Here is a 20,506-nt window from a genome sequence, read left to right as displayed (position 1 = left end):
GCTCGCCAACTTGTACGTACAACTATATTTTTCAAATATAGAGAGGAGCGGTTTGTTCATGTTAGAGGATTTAAAACAGCAGGTGCTGGAAGCGAATCTGGCGCTGCCCAAGCACGGGCTCGTCACATTTACGTGGGGTAACGTAAGCGGTATTGACCGTGAGCAAGGGCTGGTTGTCATCAAGCCGAGCGGTGTTCCTTATGAGGAGTTAAAGGCGGAGGATATGGTCGTGTTGGACCTGCAAGGCCAAATTGTCGAAGGCCATTTGCGGCCATCCTCCGATACACCGACCCATTTGGTGCTCTATCGGCATTTTACGGAGATCGGAGGGATCGTGCATACCCATTCCCCGTGGGGAACGAGCTGGGCTCAGGCTGGACGCGCATTGCCTGCTTATGGAACGACCCATGCCGATTACTTCTACGGAGAGATTCCCATAACCCGCCCGATGACCCGCAGCGAGATTGAGGGTGATTACGAGCTTGAGACCGGCAACGTGATCGTCGAGCGCTTCGCGGATTTGGACCCGAACCGCATACCGGGTGTGCTGGTTCATTCCCATGCGCCGTTCGTCTGGGGGAAGGATGCGGATAACGCGGTTCACAATGCGGTCGTGCTCGAAGAGTGTGCCAAAATTGCCGCCAGAATGCAGCAGATCAATCCGGATACGCCTCCGATGGATCAGGCTCTGCTGGATCGCCATTATTTGCGAAAGCATGGCGTCAATGCCTATTACGGACAAAAATAGCGTGAAACCGGCCCTTATCTTAACATCTTGAACTTGGGTTAAAGGAAATGTCCAGGGAAGCAAAAGCAGCACATCAATATCATCTTGCTTTGAGGAGGAAATCAAGTGGGGAAAAAGTATACCATCGGTGTCGATTACGGTACCCAATCGGGCCGTGCGGTTCTGGTCGATCTGGCGAACGGGCATGAAATCGCCGATCATGTTACGCCTTACCGGCATCACGTCATAGACGAGGTATTGCCTGGCTCGGGGAAGAAGCTGGAGCATGACTGGGCGCTTCAGCATCCCGGAGATTATCTCGAGGTTCTGCGCGAATCGGTGCCGGCCGTCATTCGTCAGTCGGGAATCGATCCGGCGGACGTGATCGGGATCGGGATTGATTTTACGGCGTGCACGATGCTGCCGGTGGATGAACGGGGCGAGCCGCTTTGCTTCGATCCCGGACTTGCCGACGAGCCGCACAGCTGGGTGAAGCTTTGGAAGCATCATGCGGCTCAGCCGGAAGCCGACAAGATTAATCGGATCGCGGCAGAGCGAGGTGAAGCCTTTCTTCCTCGCTATGGGGGCAAAATCTCATCCGAATGGATGATTGCTAAAATATGGCAAATCCTTGATGAAGCACCAGCCATCTATGAACGCGCGGATATGTTCCTTGAAGCGACGGACTGGGTCATCTCCCAAATGACGGGCAACATCGTCCGCAACAGCTGTACAGCAGGCTATAAAGCGATTTGGCACAAGCAGGACGGGTATCCGAGCAAGGAATATTTTAAAGCGCTTGATCCAAGGCTCGAGCATTTAACGGATACGAAGCTGCGCGGCGACGTTATTCCGCTCGGAAGCAATGCAGGCGGACTGACGGAAGCGATGGCTCAAATGATGGGGCTTAAGCCGGGTATTGCCGTTGCGGTAGGCAACGTGGATGCCCATGCGGCCGTACCGGCTGTCGGCGTGGTCACGCCCGGAAAGCTGGTAATGGCGATGGGAACCTCGATCTGCCATATGCTGCTCGGAACGGAAGAGAAGCAGGTCGAAGGCATGTGCGGAGTTGTGGAGGATGGCATTATTCCGGGACTGTTCGGCTATGAGGCGGGACAATCAGCGGTCGGCGATATTTTCGAATGGTACGTGGAAGAAGCACTGCCTGCTTACGTAAAAGAGGCTGCTGCGCAGGAGGGCATCGGTGTCCACCAATGGCTGGAGCGGGAAGCCGCGGCCTACAAGCCGGGCCAGACCGGGCTCCTGGCACTCGATTGGTGGAACGGCAACCGCTCGGTGCTCGTGGATACGGATCTGACAGGGATGATTCTCGGAATGACCCTGCTGACGAAGCCGCAGGAAATCTACCGGGCTCTGCTTGAAGCAACGGCGTTTGGTACCCGTAAAATCGTAGATGCGTTCCATGATAACGGCGTAAATGTCGATGTACTGTATGCATGCGGAGGTTTGCCGCAGAAAAATCGTCTGCTGATGCAGATTTATGCGGATGTTACCAACCGCGAAATCATCGTGGCAGACTCCAAGCAAACACCGGCCCTCGGAGCCGCGATGTTTGCGGCCGTCGCGGCAGGCAAGGAGCAGGGCGGCTATGACACGATCATCGATGCCGCTAAATATATGGCGCGCGTGAAGGAAGAGACTTTCAAGCCGATCCCCGAGCATGTAGAAGTGTACGACTCTCTGTATCAGGAATACAGCAAGCTGCATGACTATTTCGGACGCGGCGAGAATGACGTGATGAAGAGATTGAAGCGGATCAAGCAATCCGCCGAATATCCAGTCGTAGTGTCTTAATCCATCATAACTTTACAATCCTTATAACATAACGGATGTAGATAAGTTGAATTTGCGAATATGATGCAGGCAAGGGAGTAAAAGATTTTCGAAAAAGTCGAAAGCTTTCTGAAGGCTACATCGGAAGCATACACTTGAGGTCGCACTTGGTTTCAGATTTCTACTGTGATAGGTTCTATACACTCAAGAAATCTGGAACCAACAGTGACTGAAACATCTTACGTACTCGCTCTGACATCCATTCATTTGTTCAACTGATTATAGACAAAAAGAGATATTGCAGATATACCGGAATGGAGAGGGGAGAAGCTGCAATGACGGATCATTTAAGCTATGCCAAGAGCCTGGTCAGCGAGATGAAGAAACGGAATCCCGGCTTTGACGGACTTTCGCATATGGTGCTTGAGGCGGGTGCCGTACTGCAAGTGTCCCGTTACGTTAAGGAAAACGGCCTCGGACCCTCCATCATTGTCGTTGATGCGAATACGTATGAGGCTTGCGGCAAAATTTTGGAGGAGCAGTTTGCGGCAGAGGGACTGGAGGCCAGGCTATGCCTCCTGAAGCCGGATAAACAGGGGGATGTGGTCGCGGACGAGCAGTCGATCATGCAGCTGTTCATTGAAGCGGAGCCGGCGCGCACGGGCAGCCTGATCGCAGCCGGTTCAGGCACGATTCATGACATTACCCGATTCGTGAGCCACCGGACCGGCAAGCCGTTCGTTTCCGTACCTACGGCCCCTTCCGTGGACGGATTCACTTCGCTCGGAGCCCCTGTCATTGTGCGCGGCGTAAAACAAACCTTCCCGGCTGCGGCTCCGATCGCCATCTTCGCGGATCTGGACATCCTTTCGAGCGCGCCGCAGCCGCTCGTTGCGGCGGGCTTTGGCGATATGCTCGGCAAATATACGTCGCTGTTCGATTGGAAATTTTCGGCGCTGGCCGGAGACGAGCCGTATAATGATCAAGTGGCCATGATTACAGAGCGCGCGCTTGAAGCCTGTGTCAGACATGTGGGGGCGATCGGCGAGCGGTCTGAAGAAGGGATCCGGATCTTAATGACGGCGCTGATCGAGTCCGGCATCGCCATGCTGCTGTTCGGACAGTCCCATCCGGCCTCAGGCGCAGAGCATCACTTGTCGCATTACTGGGAAATGGAATACTTGCGCCTCGGCCGTCGTGCGCTGCTGCATGGAGCCAAGGTGGGAGTCGCCTGCGGCGAGATATCCCAGCTGTATCATGATGCGGTCGACAAGGGAATCTTTCCAGGCGCAGAGCCGAAGGAATGGAGCGCGCTGCGGGATCGGGCACGGGAGTGGCTGGATCAGGTGCCGGCCAAAGAGGAAATTGCCCGTCTGTTGAAGCAGGCCGGAGGCCCATCCAGCATCAGCGAGCTCTGCGTTGACCAAGCTCTGCTGGAATCAAGTCTTCGGGAAGCCCACACACTGCGAAATCGCTGCACACTGTTAAGGATATTGAATGAAGCAAGGGCCCAGTAAAGATTCCGCATGAACAAAAATTTCACGCGGTTTCGCCTGAAAGCCGAAAATTTGAAATGTCCATAAAACCAAAAGAACTGTCCCCTATGTAGAAGGTCTACCGGGGACAGTTCTTTTGTTCATTCAATGAGATCCATCAATCGAAAAGTCTTCTCAGCATGGCCGTTCTGATTACATGTAGCATTGACCAGGCTTAGTAAACCCAGTAAATCAGATGCCGGAGAAGAGAAGATGTCACGCTCTTTAGCCCCATACCTGTTAGATCGTGCCGTAACCGATCCTCGAAATTGATCCACGCTTTATTCTTCCTTCACATCGTAGAGCACGCGCGCCAGCAGATCCTGGCTGTAATTGCCGAAGTGCTTGCCGTAAATCGTAAGTCCCCGCTTGTTGACGGAGCGCTCGTTTACCGCAATCCGGAACGTAATGTCGCTTTTGTAATTGAGCTGGATCTGGTCCAGGCTGACGTCCGAAATGCGGCAGCCATCAATGAAGCTGCCATCCTGATTGATCCGGATTAGCTTTAGCATGCCGTATTGATTCAGATGAGGAGGCCACCATTCCGGATTGAAGGTACCGCGGGTGTCTCCGAAATCGCCGGGGCTGGTCCAGCTGCCAAGCTCCACTCCGTTGATGTAGAAAAAAATGTCCGACGGATAATTGTCGCAATATCCCGGCGCTTCGGAGCCAAGCTCCAACGAGAACTGGATTTCGCGAAATGCCTGGTTCGGCTTTAAATAGTTCGGAATGCGGTACTCCAGAAATCCTTCTGTCAGCCAGATGATTTCAGCATCGATCCGCTGCGGATCGGCGAAGTAACGCGGGTCGTCGAAATCCCCGATGATGCTGTCCTTGGTAGCCAGACCGCAGGTAGGAATGGCCTGATAATCGCTGTAATGCCCGACCCGAATCTCGACCTCATACAAATTCTCGACATCCTTGCTGCGCAAATCCACCATCAGCTTATCCTTGTTCAGGTAGCAGATCTTCTGAATGCCGTGCTTGCCTCCGGTGGTGTGGATTTCAATCAGCCCGCTTTCCTCCAGCTTCTTGATGTGCATGGTGATGGCACCGTTGCTTAAGTTCAGCCGGTTCGCCAAATCGTTCAAATTGAGGCTTTGATTCTTGGCGAGCAGCTCAAGAATCTGGATGCGAATATCGGAGCTGAGCGCTTTGAAAATATCCAGCCCGCTCATTAAATCCTTAATATAGATCATGGTATTCAAAACCTTTCCAGTTAGGTGATAGGACCAATACATAGACTTCCCTTCTGTTTATTTCAAATAATTATAAATCAATATGTCGAGGAAATAAAGATGCCAGTTTTTCATGTCAAAACGGCTGCGGTCATTCAATAAAAAAGTCGAAAACAACCCATTTCTTAATATTTATCTAAATCAAAATCGCAGAAATTTCGAAGAAAATCCATGGAAATATGCGAAATAGCCATGAATCCGAATTTAATTCAAATAAATATAAATTATTTTATATTTTATTATTTACATCCAAATTGTCATATGCTATTTTATAACTGAAAACGGATTCATTCAAGATCATTTGAATTGTTTTATAATTTAATTAAATGGAAGGTGAACGATTTGACAGCTGAGAAGATGAAAGCACGCATGATCGTGGATAAATCATTTCGCATCGCCCAAGTCGATAACCGGATTTACGGATCCTTTATCGAGCATCTTGGCCGGGCCGTGTATGGGGGCATTTACGAACCCGGGCATGAGACAGCAGATGCAGGCGGGTTTCGGAACGATGTGAAAGCCTTGATCCAGGAGCTGAATGTTCCGATCATTCGTTATCCGGGCGGAAATTTTGTATCCGGCTATAACTGGGAGGATGGCGTTGGTCCGGTAGCCGAGCGTCCCAAACGGCTTGAGCTTGCCTGGAGAACTCTGGAGCCTAATGAGGTCGGCACGAACGAGTTTATTTCCTGGGCCAAGGAGGCTGGCTCCGATGTGATGATGGCCGTTAACCTGGGCACACGGGGGATCGATGCCGCCAGAAATCTGCTGGAGTACACGAACCACCCGGGAGGCACCTACTGGAGCGATCTGCGCCGCAGTCACGGCTACGAACAGCCGCACAAAATCAAGACCTGGTGTCTCGGCAACGAAATGGATGGTCCGTGGCAGATTGGTCATAAAACTTCCGCTGAATACGGCAGGCTGGCTGTCGAAACCGCGAGGGCCATGCGTCTTGTGGATCCGGATATCGAGCTGGTTGCTTGCGGAAGCTCCAGTTCCTCGATGCCGACGTTCCCTGAGTGGGAAGCCGTTACGCTCGACCATACGTATGAGGCCGTCGACTACATATCGCTGCATCAGTACTATGGCAACCGTGATAACGACACCGCCAACTATCTCGCGCTAACCCTTGATATGGATCATTTTATCCATACCGTGAAGTCCACCTGCGACTATATCAAAGCTAAGAAGCGCAGCAAGAAAACGATGTATCTCAGCTTTGACGAATGGAACGTCTGGTATCATTCCAATGATGCGGATCGAAAAATCGAGCCTTGGACTGTAGCTCCGCCCCAGCTGGAGGACGTCTACAACTTCGAGGACGCCCTGCTGGTCGGAAGCATGCTGATCACATTCCTGCGCCATGCGGACCGGCTCAAGATGGCATGTTTGGCACAGCTCGTGAACGTAATTGCGCCAATCATGACGGAAAACGGAGGACGCGCCTGGAAGCAGACGATCTTCTATCCGTATCTTCATGCTTCGAAATACGGCCGCGGCGTATCGCTGCTTCCGATCGTGGATTCGCCGGTATACGACTCCAAGGATTTCACGGACGTACCGTATTTGGACAGCGCCGTCGTGCATAACGAAGAGGATGAGGAAATCACGATCTTTGCCGTCAACCGCCATCTTGAAGAAGCGCTGGAGCTGTCCTGCGACGTCCGCAGCTTCGAGGGCTACCGTCTTGTTGAGCATATCGTGCTGGAGCACGATGATCTGAAAGCGGTGAATACCGCCGCAGAAGAGAAGGTGAAGCCTCATAGCCGCGGTGAAGCCAAGCTTGATAGCGGAATTGTGACGGCAAGGCTTGCCAAGGCATCCTGGAATGTCATCCGTTTGAAAAAGGCCTAACAACATAAATACCAATAGAGCAGCTGCGCATCCACTGCGCGCTGCTCTCACTCCCAACTTTTATTCCACTGCACAAAGTGTAAGCGCTTCACTTCCGAGGCGAGAGTCTGAAGGATCAGATGTAATTCTGTTTAGAAGTGACGGTTGGTATCGAAGTGAATGAATATTTCGGGGAGGGTCTTGATGATGACAAAGAAATGGGCAATTGTAAGTCTCGTCATATCGATGGCGCTGTTTCTGTGGGGCTGCGGTAAGTCCGGCGGTACCGGCGGCGAAACCTCGGTTCTGGACGGAGGAGCCGGCGAGAACGCGACGGAGCTGTCCTATTGGACGTTCGTGGAGCTCCATGGACAGCATTTCGAGAAGATGCTTGGTAAATGGAATGCGGAGAATCCGGACAGGCAGATCAAGCTGAACGTTACCGTCATGCCGTATGACGATATGCATAACAAATTATCGATTGCCGTTCAGTCCGGCACCGGCGCGCCGGATATTGCCGATATCGAGCTTGGCAAGTTTCCGGACTTTCTGGCAGGCACGCCGCAGCTTGAACCGCTGAACGATGTTATTGATCCATACCGAGACACCCTCGTCCAGTCCCGAATCGACCTTTACAGCAAGGATGGCGTCAACTATGGCGCACCGACGCATGTCGGCGCTTCCGTAGCGTTTTACAACACCGAAATATTGAAGGAAGCCGGCGTGAATTACGAGGATATCGTCACCTGGGAAGATTTCAAGCAGGCGGGAATCCAAGTGTATGAAAAAACCGGAAAATATATGGGAACCGCCGATACGAGCGCTGCTTGGCAGGCTTCGATGTTACTTGCGCAGCAGGGTGCCGACCTGACCGATGAATCGGGCAATCCGATCGTAAATTCGGAGGAAATGGTGAAGGCGATGACGCTGCTGAAGGATTTGCAGGACAACAACGTCATCGCTACGATTGCCGGCGGGCAGCCGGATACGGAGGAGGCCTACGGCGAATTCAATGCCGGCAACTATGCGACAGCCTTTATGCCGCTGTGGCAGATGTCCAGATACACCAACTACATGCCTGACCTGTCGGGAAAAATTGCGATCGCTCCCATCCCTGTTATGGAGGAGGGCATGCCGAGGTCCGTCGGAGGCGGAGGAACCGGTACCGTCGTCACGAAGACCGCCAAGGACGTCAAGCTGGCGAAGGATTTCCTTGCTTTTGCCAAACTGTCGCTGGATGCCAACAAGGAAATTTGGAACACGCTCGGGTTCGATCCGGTCAATATGGATGTCTGGGAGATGAAGGATGTGACCCATAATCCCGAGAACCAGTTCGTGAAGTATTTCGTCAACAATCCGTTTGACGTGCTCAATGAACTCAAGGATGAAATCCGTCTGATTAAGTCAACCTCCGCATCGCCCACGATCAACAACGTCCTTTGCACAACGACCTTCAATGAAATATTCGAGGACGGGAAGGATATCGCCGAAGCTTTGAACGACGCGCAGAAGCAAATCGAGCAGGAATTGAAATAGCCTTGCCTTGATGGATATGCATTCAATCGAAAAAGGGCTGCCCCTATGACAGGGGCGGCTCTCTTCAAAAGGAGTAGGGTCCGATGATTAAAAAATTTCTATACTCCCAGAAGGTGGCTCCTTATGTTTTCGTCCTGCCGTTCATCCTCGTCTTTCTCGTGTTCTGGGTATACCCCCTCGGGAGCTCGCTCGGCATGAGCTTCCAGAAGATTCAGCTGGGCCAAGAGGCGTCATGGATCGGCCTTGACAACTACGAGAAGCTGGCGGGAGACGGCGTGTTTCTGAAGGCGGTGACGAACAGTGCGATCTATATGGTGCTTACGCTGCTTATCCTCATTCCGTTTCCGATGCTTTTTGCGGTGCTGATCAACAGCAAGCTGATGTGGGGAAGGGAGTTTTTCAAGTCGTCCTTCTTTTTCCCTGCGCTGACCTCCGTTGTCGTAGCCGGCACGATCTTCCGGTTGATGTTCGGCGAGATGGAAGGCTCGCTGATCAACAGCATATTAGGCTGGTTCGGCATCGACCCCGTCAAATTTTTGAAAGGTCAGGTGACCGGCTTTATCGCATTGCTGGCCTTGGCTACCTGGCGGTGGACCGGAGTCAATATGCTGTATTTTTTGTCGGGCTTGAAGAACATTCCGGATGAATATTACGAGGCGGCCTCGATCGACGGCGCGTCATCCTTTCAGAAATTCACGAAAATCACCATGCCATTGCTGAAGCCGACAACGATTTACGTGCTGACGATCAGCATTTATGCGGGCCTGGCCATGTTCATCGAGAGCATGATGCTGTGGAACGGCAACAATTCCCCTAAAAATATCGGCCTCACCATCGTCGGCTACTTGTACCGCCAAGGAATCGAGAAGAACAATCTGGGATATGCCGCCGCCGTCGGGATCGTGCTTCTTGCCATTACGATGATCATTAATCTGACGCAGCTCAAGCTGTCGGGCATGTTCAAGAAGGAGGATTGACCATGAGACGGGAAACGGTCATCAAGGTACTGCTCTTTCTTCTCTTCGCGGTTCTTTGCTTCCTGATTCTGGTGCCCTTTTATGCGGTGACGATTGCATCCTTCAAGCCTGGCGAGGATTTGATCCGTTATGGGCTGAATCTGAAATTCGATCTGTCTGTAATGAACTTCGATAATTTTGCCTATCTCTTTACCGGCGGCCATTCCTATTTTATGTGGTTTTTCAACTCGCTGCTGTTGACGGTGGTTCAGGTAGCGTTAACTTTGATTGTCAGCGCGACGGTTGCCTATGGATTTGCCGCATATGATTTCGTTGGGAAAAACCTGCTGTTCGTTTGCGTGCTTCTGATCATGATGGTGCCGTTTGAAATTTTGCTGCTCCCGCTGTACACGCTGACGTATAACATCGGCCTCATGAATTCTTATTCGGCGATCGTGCTGCCCGGCATCGCCAGTGCTGCCACCATTTTCTTCTTCAGGCAGTACTTGCGCGGCGTCCCGAAAGAGATCATTGCCGCAGGCCGAGTCGACGGCGCTTCGGAGTACGGCATCTATATGCGGCTTATTCTCCCCGTCATGAAGCCTTCCTTCGCAGCAATGGCGATCCTGAACGGGATGAACAGCTGGAATAACTTCCTGTGGCCGTTCATGGTGCTCAGCGATGCGAATAAATATACGCTGCCAATCGGCTTGAAGACGCTGCTGACCCCATATGGCAACAATTATGACCTGCTGATTGTAGGCTCCTTTTTTTCCATCATCCCGATTTTTATTCTGTTTATTGCTTTCCAAAAATACTTCATCGACGGCATGACGGCGGGGGCGGTGAAGGGCTAAAGGGAGAGAAAAGACGGGGTTAAGTGCACATGGCCGTTGTCCAATTCGGCATACGTAGAGGGCACCCTTGCATCTGATCCGTCAAATCCTTTATGATACAAGGAAACCGAGGCTTGCGCTTGCAGGTATGATGAATGAGGTGATGGAAGATGCATCCGGTGACCCGGACACTGCTTTGGATTGGCGGCGCCTTGATCGTCATCGGGCTGCTGTGGCCGGTAATCGGCCGCTTTATCGGGCGGCTGCCTGGCGATATCGTCGTGGATAAGCCGAATGTCAAAATTTATTTTCCGATCGTTACATGCCTGGTGATCAGCGTCGTTGGATCCTTGATCTTGTTTCTGATCCAGCAATTTCGCAAATAGGCGGACTTTCGGCACACACATTGAAAATATCCAAGAATAAGGATGGAAATGGATAAAAGATGATCCCTGTATCGTACAGGAATCATCTTTTTTAGTGCCTATTTGTATCGGTGAAGGTTGTAAATAGGTCTGTTCGCGTTCAGCAGCATACCAAAGAGGCTGCCCCGGGGTCTATGGACCTTTCGGACAGCCTCTTTGACTGGAAAGATGGAATCTCATCCATGCCGAATCGTAATTTCCGCACGGGGATCGAGGCCCCATACGATCGATTTAAATCGGGGCATCTCCAGTACGTGAACCCAATAAACAAGCTCTTCGGCTTGACGGGGAACAGGTAAGCGGTTCTCCTCCACATCTTCGCCTAAGACCGAGGTTCTCGGGTCATATCCCATCATGGCTTTGATGCCCTGCGCAATCTCCGCCGAGCTGGTGCATCGGATACGAATTTCCCGCTTCAAGGGAAGAGGGGACGTTGTTAGCCGCCCGGTTTCCAGCGCCAAGAGGCAGGCGACTGCGGAATACATCGCCCGCTCCCAGCCTAGAAGCATCCCCGCCAGCGTTAACACCAGGAGGTTAGCCAGGATCTGAATATAGGGCAGCTTCAGATGGGCAAGCAGATACGACAGCTGCTGGGGCAGTTTGGGCATCTGCAGCGTATCCAGCACGACACCGTATCGAAGGCCGATGCCGATGCCGAGTCCGAGGAAAATGCCGCCGATGCCGGCGCTGCCGATCTTGCTGTCGACCAGCGACGGAATGGGAAAGAACAGTATCGAACAGATGGAAAACGTCAGCAGGCCGGCCGTAGCGATCAGTGCCCGCTCCCGGTCAGGCTGACGGTAAACAAGCAGCAGCAGGGGCAAGTTCAGCGCAAACAGGAACATGCCGGTATGAAGCCCCGTCAGATGCGCCGCAAGCGCAGATATTCCCGATACGCCGCCTGCAATGATGCCGCTTGGCACAAGAAACAGATCCAGGCCGAAGGCGGCGATCAGCCCGCCGATGATTGCCATGGCCAGCCGCCTTCCCGTGCCCTCCTTTTTGATTGCGCCCTGCACTTTGTTCATGGCCCTGTTCGGGACTTGAACCATAGGAAGTAACCCCTCCTTTATCCGCTGGCACTTTCATCCTTTAGCTTCGGTTTAACCGGTTTCTTCTCCTTGTAGTCTTTAAATTTAAAAATCTTATTCAGGAAGTTATACACATGCTTGGATTCTTTCGTCAGCAATGGCCCGAGAATCGCCAGGATCAGCACGTATAATGCGGCGAATGGCTGTATAAAGGCCGCAAGACCGCCGGCTTTTCCCATATTGGCGAGAATAATCGAGAATTCTCCGCGGGATACGATGGTCAGGCCGATATTCGAGGATGCTTTGGTTGATAATCCTGCGCTGCGGCCTGCAAGCATGCCCGCGATGAAGTTGCCGAGCAGGGTGATGACAACGGCGATCAATGACAGCCATACGGCTCCGCCAAGCTCGGAAGGTACAATCGTTAAACCGAAACTAAAGAAGAATAACGCACCGAAGAAATCCCGGAACGGCAGAATTAAATGCTCAATCCGTTCGCGATGCTCAGTTTCCGCCAGGACAAGCCCGACGAGCAGCGCACCGATGGCTTCCGCCACGTGAATGGTCTCGGCAAAGCCTGCAAGCAGAAATAATGCTGCAAATATAACCAGGGCAAACAATTCATTCGACCTGATATTAAGGACCTTATTCAGCAGAGGAACGGCTTTTCTGCCGACAATGATGACGAGCAGCATAAAGCCAAGTGCAATGACGGCTGACAGCAGCACGCCTCCGAGCGAGGAAGAGCCGCTTAGAACAAGACCGGACAGAATCGAAATATAGACGGCGAGGAACACGTCCTCGAACATAATGATGCCAAGAATCATTTCCGTCTCGGGATTTGCGGTTCTTCTCAGGTCCACCAGTACCTTGGCGACGATTGCGCTGGAGGATATCGTGGTAATCCCTGCAACGATGAGCGTCTCGGCGACTGGAAAGCCGGAGAATATCCCGATCATGAGCCCGAGCGTGAAGTTGATGGCAATATAAATGCTGCCGCCGATTACGATCGATTTGCCGGATTTAATGAGACGGCCGACGGAAAATTCCAGGCCGAGGTAGAACAATAGAAACAGCACGCCGATTCGGCCCATGAATTCAATGAGCTCGGCGCTCTCGATAAAGCGAAAATCCAAGTTGCCCCAGTGAAACGCATGCGGTCCTACCGCCATCCCCACCAAAATATAGAAGGGGACGACGGAAAACCGGAGTTTAGCGGATAACAGCCCCGCAAGGGCAATCAGGGCGATCGCCAGTCCGACTTCTAAAACCATATGATCCATTCATCAACCACGTCCGTTCATCAAGATTTGCTTAAATAACCGCTGCTGCTGACGCTCACCCACGACAACAAGGGTTGAATCGGGGGTAATGATCACGTCAGGGCCGGGATTGATTTGTTTGCTGTTTTTATCGACTGCTGCAATGACCGTAGCACCGGAGTGTTGACGGACGCCGAGATCGCCGATCGATTTGCCTGCCCCGTAATAATGGGGCTCGATGCGGTACCACTCGATAATCAGCTCATCGAGCGCCATGTCAATCGTCTCCAGCGCCTTCGGTTTATAGGTAAGACCGCCTACGATGGCAGCAATTTGGCGGGCCTCGTCATCATCCAATGAAATCATGGAGATGCTTTCCTCCGGATCGTCATATTCGTAATGGTACATTTCGCGGCGGCCGTCATCGTGAATAATGATGACCAGCTTATCTCCTCCACGCGTATCAATGACGAATTTTTTACCGATTCCGGGTAAATCTGTTTCACGAACATGCATAGGCTAACATCCTCCTGAAAAAAACATTCCGATAATTTTTATACATTCATTTTGCTGTAGGAAATAAAAAACGACTAGATATGAACAATAGCAAGCTTTTATGCGCAGCATGAAATAAACCTAGGGATTGTTGAATTTTAAACAATAGGCTGATTTTGCTTTATAATTATGGGATTATGGCATGTTTAAAAGGAACGCGGTCCGTGTTAGACAGCGAATCGGGAAGGTTGGCTAACGTAAATCGATGTATACTTAATGGGGAATAGAACCATAAGTCTGAGCCGACGAGGTATAATCGGCCGATAAGGCAGACGGATTTTGGGAATACGCTGCATCAGGGCGGCCGATATCATTAAGAACACCGGCATGGAACTGCCAGCGGCCTTAAGCTTGGAGAGAATTTGCGAATGTTTCAGAGCAGCGGCTTTAGGATGCATGCTGTGCTTGTAGACATACTTCTCATCCACAGTTTCATCGGTGTTATACTCTTGAACGGGAATGTAGAGAGCAAATGCCGTAATCAGCACAAGAATAAGCATCCAAATCATTTTTGCCGACTTCAAGAAACGTTCCACGGGGATTCCCTCCTTTCGACCCAAACTTTCTATAAGTAATCATAACATAAAAATAATCGTTCTCAAAACGAGAACGATTATTTTTATTGCGGCTTTAGCCAGTTGAGCTCGCGAAGCGTGCGAAACAAAAAACCACCCGCTATGCGGGTGGAGGGATCGAGGTTTGACCAACAAGACCATTCCGATAAAATTGAGATGTTCAGGCTCAATAATGAAAGGAATGGTCTTAGATGGCAAACAAGAGCTATAGTTTAGCTCACACGAAGTGGATGTGCAAGTACCACATTGTGTTCACCCCGAAGTATAGACGGAAAGAGATTTATAATCAAGTGAGGAAAGACTTAATCGAAATATTCAAACGATTATGTAAATACAAGGGAGTGGAGATAATCGAAGGTCACATGATGCCCGATCATGTACATATGTTGGTAGCAATTCCCCCAAAAATCTCAGTATCATCATTTATGGGATACCTGAAGGGGAAAAGCTCACTCATGATATTCGAGAAGCATGCTAGCTTGAAGTATAAATATGGTAATCGAAAATTCTGGGCGGAGGGATACTACGTCAGCACAGTGGGCTTGAATGAAGCCACCGTGGCAAAATATATCCGTGAGCAAGAAGCACATGACCAAGCAATTGATAAACTGAGTGTGAAAGAGTATGAAGACCCATTCAGCAAAAACAGTAACAAGAAGAAGCAAACCAGTTTAACTGGTAAGTGAAAGTGACAAATTACACTGAGCCTGAACAATTTTATTGTCAGGCTAGCGTCTTTAGGCGCAGTTTGGCAACAAGGGGTTATACCCCAAGAGCAAACCACCCGTTTGACGGGTGGTTCTGATTTCAACACTTTTACAGATCAATTGAAGTTTTGCCTGTATCTTTAATAATTGGAGGATATAGGCTTGGGACTGGCGGAAAGTAAGGACGCGGCCTTATTTCTCACGGAGTTTATCGTAATGATTCGTTTCAGGCTCCAAGTCCAAATCTTCCTCGTTTTCGTTTTCGAGCACGCCCAGGACGAGATCGTCCAGTTTGTCTGTAGCTGCTTGATCCGGACGGTCCGGTTCCGGAATCGGGTCCACGCCGGGAAATTTTCCGTCGTATTCAGGTTTCTCTTTGCTCATATCGGCCTCATTCCTTTCCGGCAATATTTTGGCACAAAGGGATCGGTTATATGTAACGATAAACCGCAAACCGGAAGGTGAAACGAAACTCATGATTATAATTCTTTTATATGAATCTTCTATATAGAATTATGCTAGAATGTTGAGGAATATTATCCCAGGAGGTCATTAAATTGAAGAAAAAAATTGGGTATGCCACGATAGCATTGATTCTGTTGTCCAGCACGGTTGCTTCCGCACATCCTGGAAGAACGGACGCCAGCGGCGGTCATCATTGCTGGACGAATTGCGAGCGCTGGGGGTTGTCGTATGGCGAATACCACTATCATAACGGAGGAAGCAGCTCCGGCAGCAAGTCTTCTTCCTCGAAGTCGACAACGCGCGCTTCGTCCAAACCGCAACCGCAACCGCAACCGAAACCAAAGGCTCCAACCTATGCAAAGTCGGATATTAAGGTATACGTTAACGGGAGTCTCGTGAAATTCGGAAGCCATCCGCTGATTTATAATAATACCAATTTGGTGCCGCTTCGTGAAATTGCCGAGGGAATGGGAGCCAAGGTTAACTGGAACAAGGAAGCCGGAGCGATTGGCGTCCAACGGGGAACCCATAAAGTGACTTTGACCATCGGAAGCCGGACCGTATTCTATAACGGCAAGTCGGAATCCATAGCGGTCGCTCCCAAAGTTATCGATGGAGTGACTTATGTTCCGCTTCAGGTATTTGCCAGAGGTCTTGGTTCCAATGTATCTTACAGTGCCCGCGACGGGATTGTAAAAATCACATATTAACCGCATCTCCACTTGAGTTCCTGTAATTTGATGCTCATGAAACGGCATAGCGGAGATAAGCTATAATACAATGGATGGAATATTGGTGAAAGGAGGGGATCGTTCGCTTGAGTTTTTTCGATAAATTCAAGGCCGGCGTGTCCGATGCCGGAAACAAAGCGAAGATTTTAGTCGAAGTGAATAAATTAAAGCTGCAAAACAGCGGCAAGAAGAGCGATATCAATGAGCAGCTTCTTGAAATCGGCAAGGTCGTATACGGGGTTGCCGAAGCGGGACAGTGGCCCCCCGACCGGGAGAGCATCCAAAGCTATGTGGCCAAAATCCAAGAGCTGAAATTCGAAATCGAGCAAAATCAGCTGCAGATTGCGAATCTTACGGATGAAAAAGTATGCCGAAGCTGCGGGAACAACTCGCCTATTAACGCCAAGTTCTGCTCTCACTGCGGCAAGACTTTCGAGGTGATTCAAGTCGGCGAGGATCAGTCCGCTGATCATCTCCCGCTGCTGGAGCAGCCCGGGAGCGAGGACGAAAGAAAATAAGGAAGCCCGCTCACTTTCGATGTTCTGTCGGAGAAGGGCCGGTCAGCTTCTAGAACGGCTTGTAAAAATAGCCAGGGTCCAAATATCAAGGCGGTCCTGGCTATTTGGCTTGTTTTCAGGTTCTTTCAGGTTGGACGTTTTTATTTGATACCCTCGATTGCCGTTCCTGACGATACGACTTGCGTATCGAAAGGGACGGCTTTTTCATAGATCAGGCTAACCAATAAGCTTGGGGTTGCCTGTTTTTTGTCCGACGATCATCCTTCTAAAGAAAAAACGAAAAAGACCACTGCAGAAAAAATAACGATCTTACTCACAAAAAAATCGTTATATAGTAGTATTAGTTTACGAGATGAAGGGAGTGACAAGAACCTATGCCGATTAACAAGGCTTGTAAGAATGGGATTCAACGCGGCAAGGATAACGATCCAAGGCTGTTTGCTGGTAATGTTCTGTGGCTTCCTGTACTAGTCGTTCTGATCCTTCTCGTCACCGGCTGCATGGATACGGGCGGAGCTAAAGAGGAGCAGCCTTCGGGAAACCCGAAGGCGAAGACGATCAACATTGTCATTTCCAATCTTGGCATGACGTTTCCGGCCGGGATGGACGAGAACGACAACCGCTATTTGAATTACATCGAGCAGAACACCGGGCTGGATATCCAAGTCAATACCCCGCCAACGGAAGTGTACAACGAAAAGCTCGATGTCATTATGTCCTCCGGCAATCTGCCGGATATGCTCCACACCTATGAGCCGGTATGGTTTGACAACTATGTCAAGCAGGGGGCGTTCATGCCGCTGGATGAGCTGATCGACAAGTACGGTCCCCATCTCAAGGAGAAAATTCCGGCCGAGGTATGGGAACGGGTAAAATACGGCGGCAAAATCTATGCGATTCCGAGCCTGAACGAAGTGACAGGGGTAGAGCTGATGTACGCCAGAAAGGATTGGCTCGACCGTCTCGGCCTGGAGCCGCCCGAGACGCTGGACGAATATTACGAGGTGATCCGTGCCTTCGCCCAGGACGATCCGGACGGCAATGGCATTCAGGATACGATCGGACTCATCTTTACTTCTGATCTCGGCAGGTCCTCTCCCTTCTTCGGCGCGTTCGGGACGCAGCTGAATGATACCTGGTTCGAGCGAGACGGACAGTTGGTGTACGGCAGCACGCTGCCAGAAACAAAGGAAGCGCTTGCATTTTTCGCCAAGCTGTACAGGGAGAACCTTCTGGACCGGGAATTCCCCCTCAATCTGCAAAACAATTTGTTCGAAAAAATCGAAGACGGCCAGGTCGGTCTGTTCTCGGCGACATGGTACGATACCCGGGGACCGATCGCAGCCAATATGAAAAAGGATCCGAACGCGGAATGGATTCCGCTAGAATATCCGATCGGGCCGGGAGGTCAGAAAGGGGTATACGGCAAGGATATTATTCGCGGATATAACGTCATCCCGGCGGAATCAAAGCATGCGGCTGAAGTTATTCAGCTTCTGGATTTCATTGCTGAAAACTACAAAACGCTGAAGCTTGGCTTCGAGAACGAAATCTGGTGGTGGCAGGACGGCAAGATTGTGACCGATTTTGCCCTGCATGACGAGCATTTGTACAGGGGGATTTATCAATCGCTTGTAGATGTGCCTGACGAGCTGCTGTTCAAGGAACGGCTGGATTCGCTCGGCGATTTCAATCTCTATGACAATTTGCAGCGGATCACCCCGAATATTATGCCAAGTGCCTTCTACGGGGTACCTACGCCGGCCATGGGCAAATACAGCAAGAAGCTGGGCACGATGGAAGACGTGTTCACGAAGATCATCATGGGCTTGGAGCCGCTCGACGCATTCGACGAGTACGTGAAGCAGTGGAAAGAGCAAGGAGGAGATGAAATTACGAAGGAAGTGAACGAGTGGTATGCGAAACAAAAGTAACAGGCCCGGTCAAAGGAGGCGAATCGGATGATCGCGATGATTCGCTGGATCCGGGACCGGTTCTCGCAAAATATTCAAGCCCGGCTGACCGGTTATTTTTTGCTGATATTGCTTCCGCTTGTCATCATCAGCCTCTTTGCGATCGAACGGTCAAGGGACATTCTGTATGAGCAGGCGGTGGAACGGACCGAAATGGCGCTGTCCTCCGCGATGAATCATTTCGATTTGGCGCTGCAGAACGTGGAGGAAATTTCGACACTGATTGCCGCCGATCCGACAATGAATGAAATGCTGAACAAGAACAGCATGGACTTTTCGCCCCAGTCCATCGTCGATTTCTCCGACATTCTGAAGCAGCTGTCTTATTTGGTATCCGTGAACCGGTATGTATCCCATATCGCGGTATATCACCAAGCCTCCAACATGTTTATCAGCACGCATTACGGAGGGAAAAAGCTGGCGGGCGAGCGGCAGCAGGAATGGCTCGTGGAGGCGGCGAGACGCAATGGGACCGGGATTTCCTACGTCATGTCCGAGTTCCCGGTGACGGAGGGGGTCACCTTCGGCCAAATGACCAACTCCGACAGCGTCTCCCTCATCCGGGCGATGGATCTGTACAACAGCGAGCGCAAGTCGAATCTACTCGTCGTATCCTTCAATAAAAGCAAGCTGCTCAACATTATCAAAACGCTGCTGCCTTCCGAGAACAGCAGGATTTCTCTGCTGAATGAGCGAGGCGAAGTCGTGGTGGAGACCGGGAGAGCCCGAAGCCGGGATATCGCCGAGAAGGACATGACCGTTACGATCGATTCCGAATATTCCAACTGGCGCCTCGCCTTGGTGCAGCCGAAGAGCGAGCTGTACAAGGAGACGGACCAGCTGCGGTTGTTCACCGTGGCGATCATCGGGCTGAGCATCCTGCTTGCGATCATCATTTCCTGGGTTGTTTACAGCGGCATCGCTTCCCCGGTGCTGAAGCTTTCGCGGGGGATGAAGCGCCTTAGCAGCGGAGAGCTCAATATTCATGTGGATACGAAACGGAAGGATGAGTTCGGATTTCTGATCCAGTCCTTCAACAAAATGGCGCTGGTTCAGAAGCATCTGATCGAGGATCACTACGAGCAGCAGCTGCGGTTAACGACAACCGAGCTCAAGTTTTTGCAGTCCCAGATCAACCCGCACTTTTTGTACAATACGCTCGACTCGATCTATTGGATGGCCAAAAACTATGACGCGGACGAAATCAGCGAGATGGTGATGAATCTGTCGAAGTTCTTCCGCCTAAGCCTCAACAAGGGCCGCGAGGTGTTCACCATGGAGGAAAGCATCGAGCATCTGCATTACTATTTGCGGATTCAGCAGCTTCGCTTCATGGATAATTTTACGGTCGAATACCGGATCTCCGAGGACAGCAAGCAGGTGCCGATCCTGAAGCTGCTGCTGCAGCCCCTGGTGGAGAATGCGATTATTCACGGCATGGAAGGCAAAACATCGGGGGGAAGCGTCGTCGTCTCCAGCTGGATTGAGAAGGGCCAGACCGTGATGATCCGGGTGGATGATAATGGTCCGGGGATCGAACCGGATCGTCTGCGTTACATCCAGCATGAGTTGGAGAAGATGGGCATGCGCAGCGTGCCCGCCTCCTCGCAGGATGAGGAGCATGTGAAGGATTTATTCGGTTTGCGCAACGTGCTGAGCCGGATGAAGCTGTATTACGGGAAGGAGGCGGAATTATCGGTTGCGAGCGTACGAGGCGAGGGTACGAGCGCGACGATCGCCATTCCATTGGACCGCTGCAGGGATGACATGTTGGGGAGAGCAATGCCCGAAAAGGAGAGGACATAA

At 51.1% G+C, this 20,506-nt stretch carries 19 protein-coding genes; 13 read left to right on the top strand and 6 right to left on the bottom strand.

Annotated features, from left to right (window positions below; genetic code table 11):
- Nucleotides 1-58: 58 nt before the first annotated feature.
- The 3 genes from araD (at nt 59) to MKX76_RS14610 (ending at nt 4,038) form a co-directional block, all read left to right on the top strand.
- Nucleotides 59-748 carry an L-ribulose-5-phosphate 4-epimerase gene (gene araD, locus MKX76_RS14620; protein WP_007129292.1) on the top strand — a complete coding sequence of 230 codons (690 nt, stop codon included), beginning with the start codon at nt 59-61 and terminating at the stop codon, nt 746-748.
- 105 nt (nt 749-853) lie between these two features.
- A complete protein-coding gene (locus tag MKX76_RS14615) occupies nt 854-2,542 on the top strand; it encodes a ribulokinase (RefSeq protein ID WP_007129293.1) in 1,689 nt (562 codons plus the stop codon).
- Nucleotides 2,543-2,856: 314 nt separating this feature from the next.
- Entirely contained in the window at nt 2,857-4,038 is a 1,182-nt protein-coding gene (locus MKX76_RS14610) for a sn-glycerol-1-phosphate dehydrogenase (protein ID WP_341034047.1), read from the top strand.
- Between the two features lie 299 nt (nt 4,039-4,337).
- Here MKX76_RS14610 and MKX76_RS14605 read toward each other — a convergent pair whose 3' ends face one another.
- A complete protein-coding gene (locus MKX76_RS14605) occupies nt 4,338-5,255 on the bottom strand; it encodes an ArsR/SmtB family transcription factor (protein WP_028405031.1) in 918 nt (305 codons plus the stop codon).
- A gap of 396 nt (nt 5,256-5,651) precedes the next feature.
- On the opposite strand from MKX76_RS14605, the gene arfA reads away from it, so the two are divergent.
- The 5 genes from arfA (at nt 5,652) to MKX76_RS14580 (ending at nt 10,844) form a co-directional block, all read left to right on the top strand.
- Nucleotides 5,652-7,151 carry an arabinosylfuranosidase ArfA gene (gene arfA, locus MKX76_RS14600; protein WP_186332939.1) on the top strand — a complete coding sequence of 500 codons (1,500 nt, stop codon included), beginning with the start codon at nt 5,652-5,654 and terminating at the stop codon, nt 7,149-7,151.
- A 186-nt stretch (nt 7,152-7,337) separates the two neighbouring features.
- The gene (locus MKX76_RS14595) at nt 7,338-8,666 is read left to right on the top strand and encodes an ABC transporter substrate-binding protein (protein WP_341035044.1); all 1,329 of its coding nucleotides are present in this window, start codon (nt 7,338-7,340) and stop codon (nt 8,664-8,666) included.
- Nucleotides 8,667-8,749: 83 nt separating this feature from the next.
- The gene (locus tag MKX76_RS14590; RefSeq protein WP_007129298.1) at nt 8,750-9,643 is read left to right on the top strand and encodes a carbohydrate ABC transporter permease; all 894 of its coding nucleotides are present in this window, start codon (nt 8,750-8,752) and stop codon (nt 9,641-9,643) included.
- Nucleotides 9,644-9,645: 2 nt separating this feature from the next.
- Complete coding sequence (locus MKX76_RS14585; protein ID WP_340901152.1) at nt 9,646-10,479, top strand: carbohydrate ABC transporter permease; 834 nt, start codon at nt 9,646-9,648, stop codon at nt 10,477-10,479.
- Between the two features lie 149 nt (nt 10,480-10,628).
- Nucleotides 10,629-10,844, top strand: coding sequence for a DUF2905 domain-containing protein (locus MKX76_RS14580; RefSeq protein ID WP_028405035.1), 216 nt, complete (start codon nt 10,629-10,631; stop codon nt 10,842-10,844).
- Nucleotides 10,845-11,059: 215 nt separating this feature from the next.
- On the opposite strand, the gene MKX76_RS14575 is transcribed toward MKX76_RS14580, so the two are convergent.
- The 4 genes from MKX76_RS14575 to MKX76_RS14560 form a co-directional block, all read right to left on the bottom strand.
- Nucleotides 11,060-11,935 (bottom strand): YitT family protein, encoded by an 876-nt coding sequence (locus tag MKX76_RS14575; RefSeq protein ID WP_341034045.1) that lies wholly within the window; start codon nt 11,933-11,935, stop codon nt 11,060-11,062.
- Nucleotides 11,936-11,952: 17 nt separating this feature from the next.
- Complete coding sequence (locus MKX76_RS14570) at nt 11,953-13,197, bottom strand: cation:proton antiporter (RefSeq protein WP_007129302.1); 1,245 nt, start codon at nt 13,195-13,197, stop codon at nt 11,953-11,955.
- 3 nt (nt 13,198-13,200) lie between these two features.
- Complete coding sequence (locus tag MKX76_RS14565) at nt 13,201-13,692, bottom strand: cation:proton antiporter regulatory subunit (protein WP_007129303.1); 492 nt, start codon at nt 13,690-13,692, stop codon at nt 13,201-13,203.
- Nucleotides 13,693-13,898: 206 nt separating this feature from the next.
- Entirely contained in the window at nt 13,899-14,267 is a 369-nt protein-coding gene (locus MKX76_RS14560; protein ID WP_341034044.1) for a hypothetical protein, read from the bottom strand.
- Nucleotides 14,268-14,497: 230 nt separating this feature from the next.
- On the opposite strand from MKX76_RS14560, the gene tnpA reads away from it, so the two are divergent.
- The gene (tnpA, locus tag MKX76_RS14555; protein WP_341034042.1) at nt 14,498-14,992 is read left to right on the top strand and encodes an IS200/IS605 family transposase; all 495 of its coding nucleotides are present in this window, start codon (nt 14,498-14,500) and stop codon (nt 14,990-14,992) included.
- A gap of 213 nt (nt 14,993-15,205) precedes the next feature.
- Here tnpA and MKX76_RS14550 read toward each other — a convergent pair whose 3' ends face one another.
- A complete protein-coding gene (locus MKX76_RS14550; RefSeq protein WP_210095609.1) occupies nt 15,206-15,397 on the bottom strand; it encodes a hypothetical protein in 192 nt (63 codons plus the stop codon).
- 173 nt (nt 15,398-15,570) lie between these two features.
- Between MKX76_RS14550 and MKX76_RS14545 the strand changes: the two genes are divergently transcribed.
- The 4 genes from MKX76_RS14545 to MKX76_RS14530 all read left to right on the top strand — a co-directional run bounded on the left by MKX76_RS14545 (nt 15,571) and on the right by MKX76_RS14530 (nt 20,506).
- On the top strand, nt 15,571-16,188 hold the full coding sequence (locus MKX76_RS14545) for a copper amine oxidase N-terminal domain-containing protein (protein WP_341034041.1): 618 nt from the start codon (nt 15,571-15,573) through the stop codon (nt 16,186-16,188).
- 107 nt (nt 16,189-16,295) lie between these two features.
- Nucleotides 16,296-16,727 (top strand): zinc ribbon domain-containing protein, encoded by a 432-nt coding sequence (locus tag MKX76_RS14540; protein ID WP_007129307.1) that lies wholly within the window; start codon nt 16,296-16,298, stop codon nt 16,725-16,727.
- A gap of 374 nt (nt 16,728-17,101) precedes the next feature.
- Nucleotides 17,102-18,661, top strand: a complete 1,560-nt coding sequence (locus tag MKX76_RS14535) for an extracellular solute-binding protein (protein ID WP_341034040.1) — start codon at nt 17,102-17,104, stop codon at nt 18,659-18,661.
- Between the two features lie 27 nt (nt 18,662-18,688).
- Nucleotides 18,689-20,506 carry a sensor histidine kinase gene (locus MKX76_RS14530; RefSeq protein ID WP_341034039.1) on the top strand — a complete coding sequence of 606 codons (1,818 nt, stop codon included), beginning with the start codon at nt 18,689-18,691 and terminating at the stop codon, nt 20,504-20,506.

The organism is Paenibacillus sp. FSL R5-0810 (genome assembly GCF_038002285.1).
In the GTDB taxonomy this organism is placed as follows: Bacteria; Bacillota; Bacilli; order Paenibacillales; family Paenibacillaceae; genus Paenibacillus_AQ; species Paenibacillus_AQ lactis.
The sequence above is the reverse complement of the archived record's forward strand: the minus strand, read 5'-3'. Positions and strand labels throughout refer to the sequence as shown.

Coding starts and splice junctions, on each gene's coding strand:
- MKX76_RS14610 (WP_341034047.1), top strand. CDS start 2,857: ATGACGGATCATTTAAGCTATGCCAAGAGCCTGGTCAGCGAGATGAAG.
- MKX76_RS14605 (WP_028405031.1), bottom strand. CDS start 5,255: ATGATCTATATTAAGGATTTAATGAGCGGGCTGGATATTTTCAAAGCG.
- MKX76_RS14595 (WP_341035044.1), top strand. CDS start 7,338: ATGACAAAGAAATGGGCAATTGTAAGTCTCGTCATATCGATGGCGCTG.
- MKX76_RS14580 (WP_028405035.1), top strand. CDS start 10,629: ATGCATCCGGTGACCCGGACACTGCTTTGGATTGGCGGCGCCTTGATC.
- MKX76_RS14535 (WP_341034040.1), top strand. CDS start 17,102: ATGCCGATTAACAAGGCTTGTAAGAATGGGATTCAACGCGGCAAGGAT.
- MKX76_RS14550 (WP_210095609.1), bottom strand. CDS start 15,397: ATGAGCAAAGAGAAACCTGAATACGACGGAAAATTTCCCGGCGTGGAC.
- araD (WP_007129292.1), top strand. CDS start 59: ATGTTAGAGGATTTAAAACAGCAGGTGCTGGAAGCGAATCTGGCGCTG.
- tnpA (WP_341034042.1), top strand. CDS start 14,498: ATGGCAAACAAGAGCTATAGTTTAGCTCACACGAAGTGGATGTGCAAG.
- MKX76_RS14575 (WP_341034045.1), bottom strand. CDS start 11,935: ATGGTTCAAGTCCCGAACAGGGCCATGAACAAAGTGCAGGGCGCAATC.
- MKX76_RS14565 (WP_007129303.1), bottom strand. CDS start 13,692: ATGCATGTTCGTGAAACAGATTTACCCGGAATCGGTAAAAAATTCGTC.
- MKX76_RS14570 (WP_007129302.1), bottom strand. CDS start 13,197: ATGGATCATATGGTTTTAGAAGTCGGACTGGCGATCGCCCTGATTGCC.
- MKX76_RS14585 (WP_340901152.1), top strand. CDS start 9,646: ATGAGACGGGAAACGGTCATCAAGGTACTGCTCTTTCTTCTCTTCGCG.
- MKX76_RS14590 (WP_007129298.1), top strand. CDS start 8,750: ATGATTAAAAAATTTCTATACTCCCAGAAGGTGGCTCCTTATGTTTTC.
- MKX76_RS14530 (WP_341034039.1), top strand. CDS start 18,689: ATGATCGCGATGATTCGCTGGATCCGGGACCGGTTCTCGCAAAATATT.
- arfA (WP_186332939.1), top strand. CDS start 5,652: ATGAAAGCACGCATGATCGTGGATAAATCATTTCGCATCGCCCAAGTC.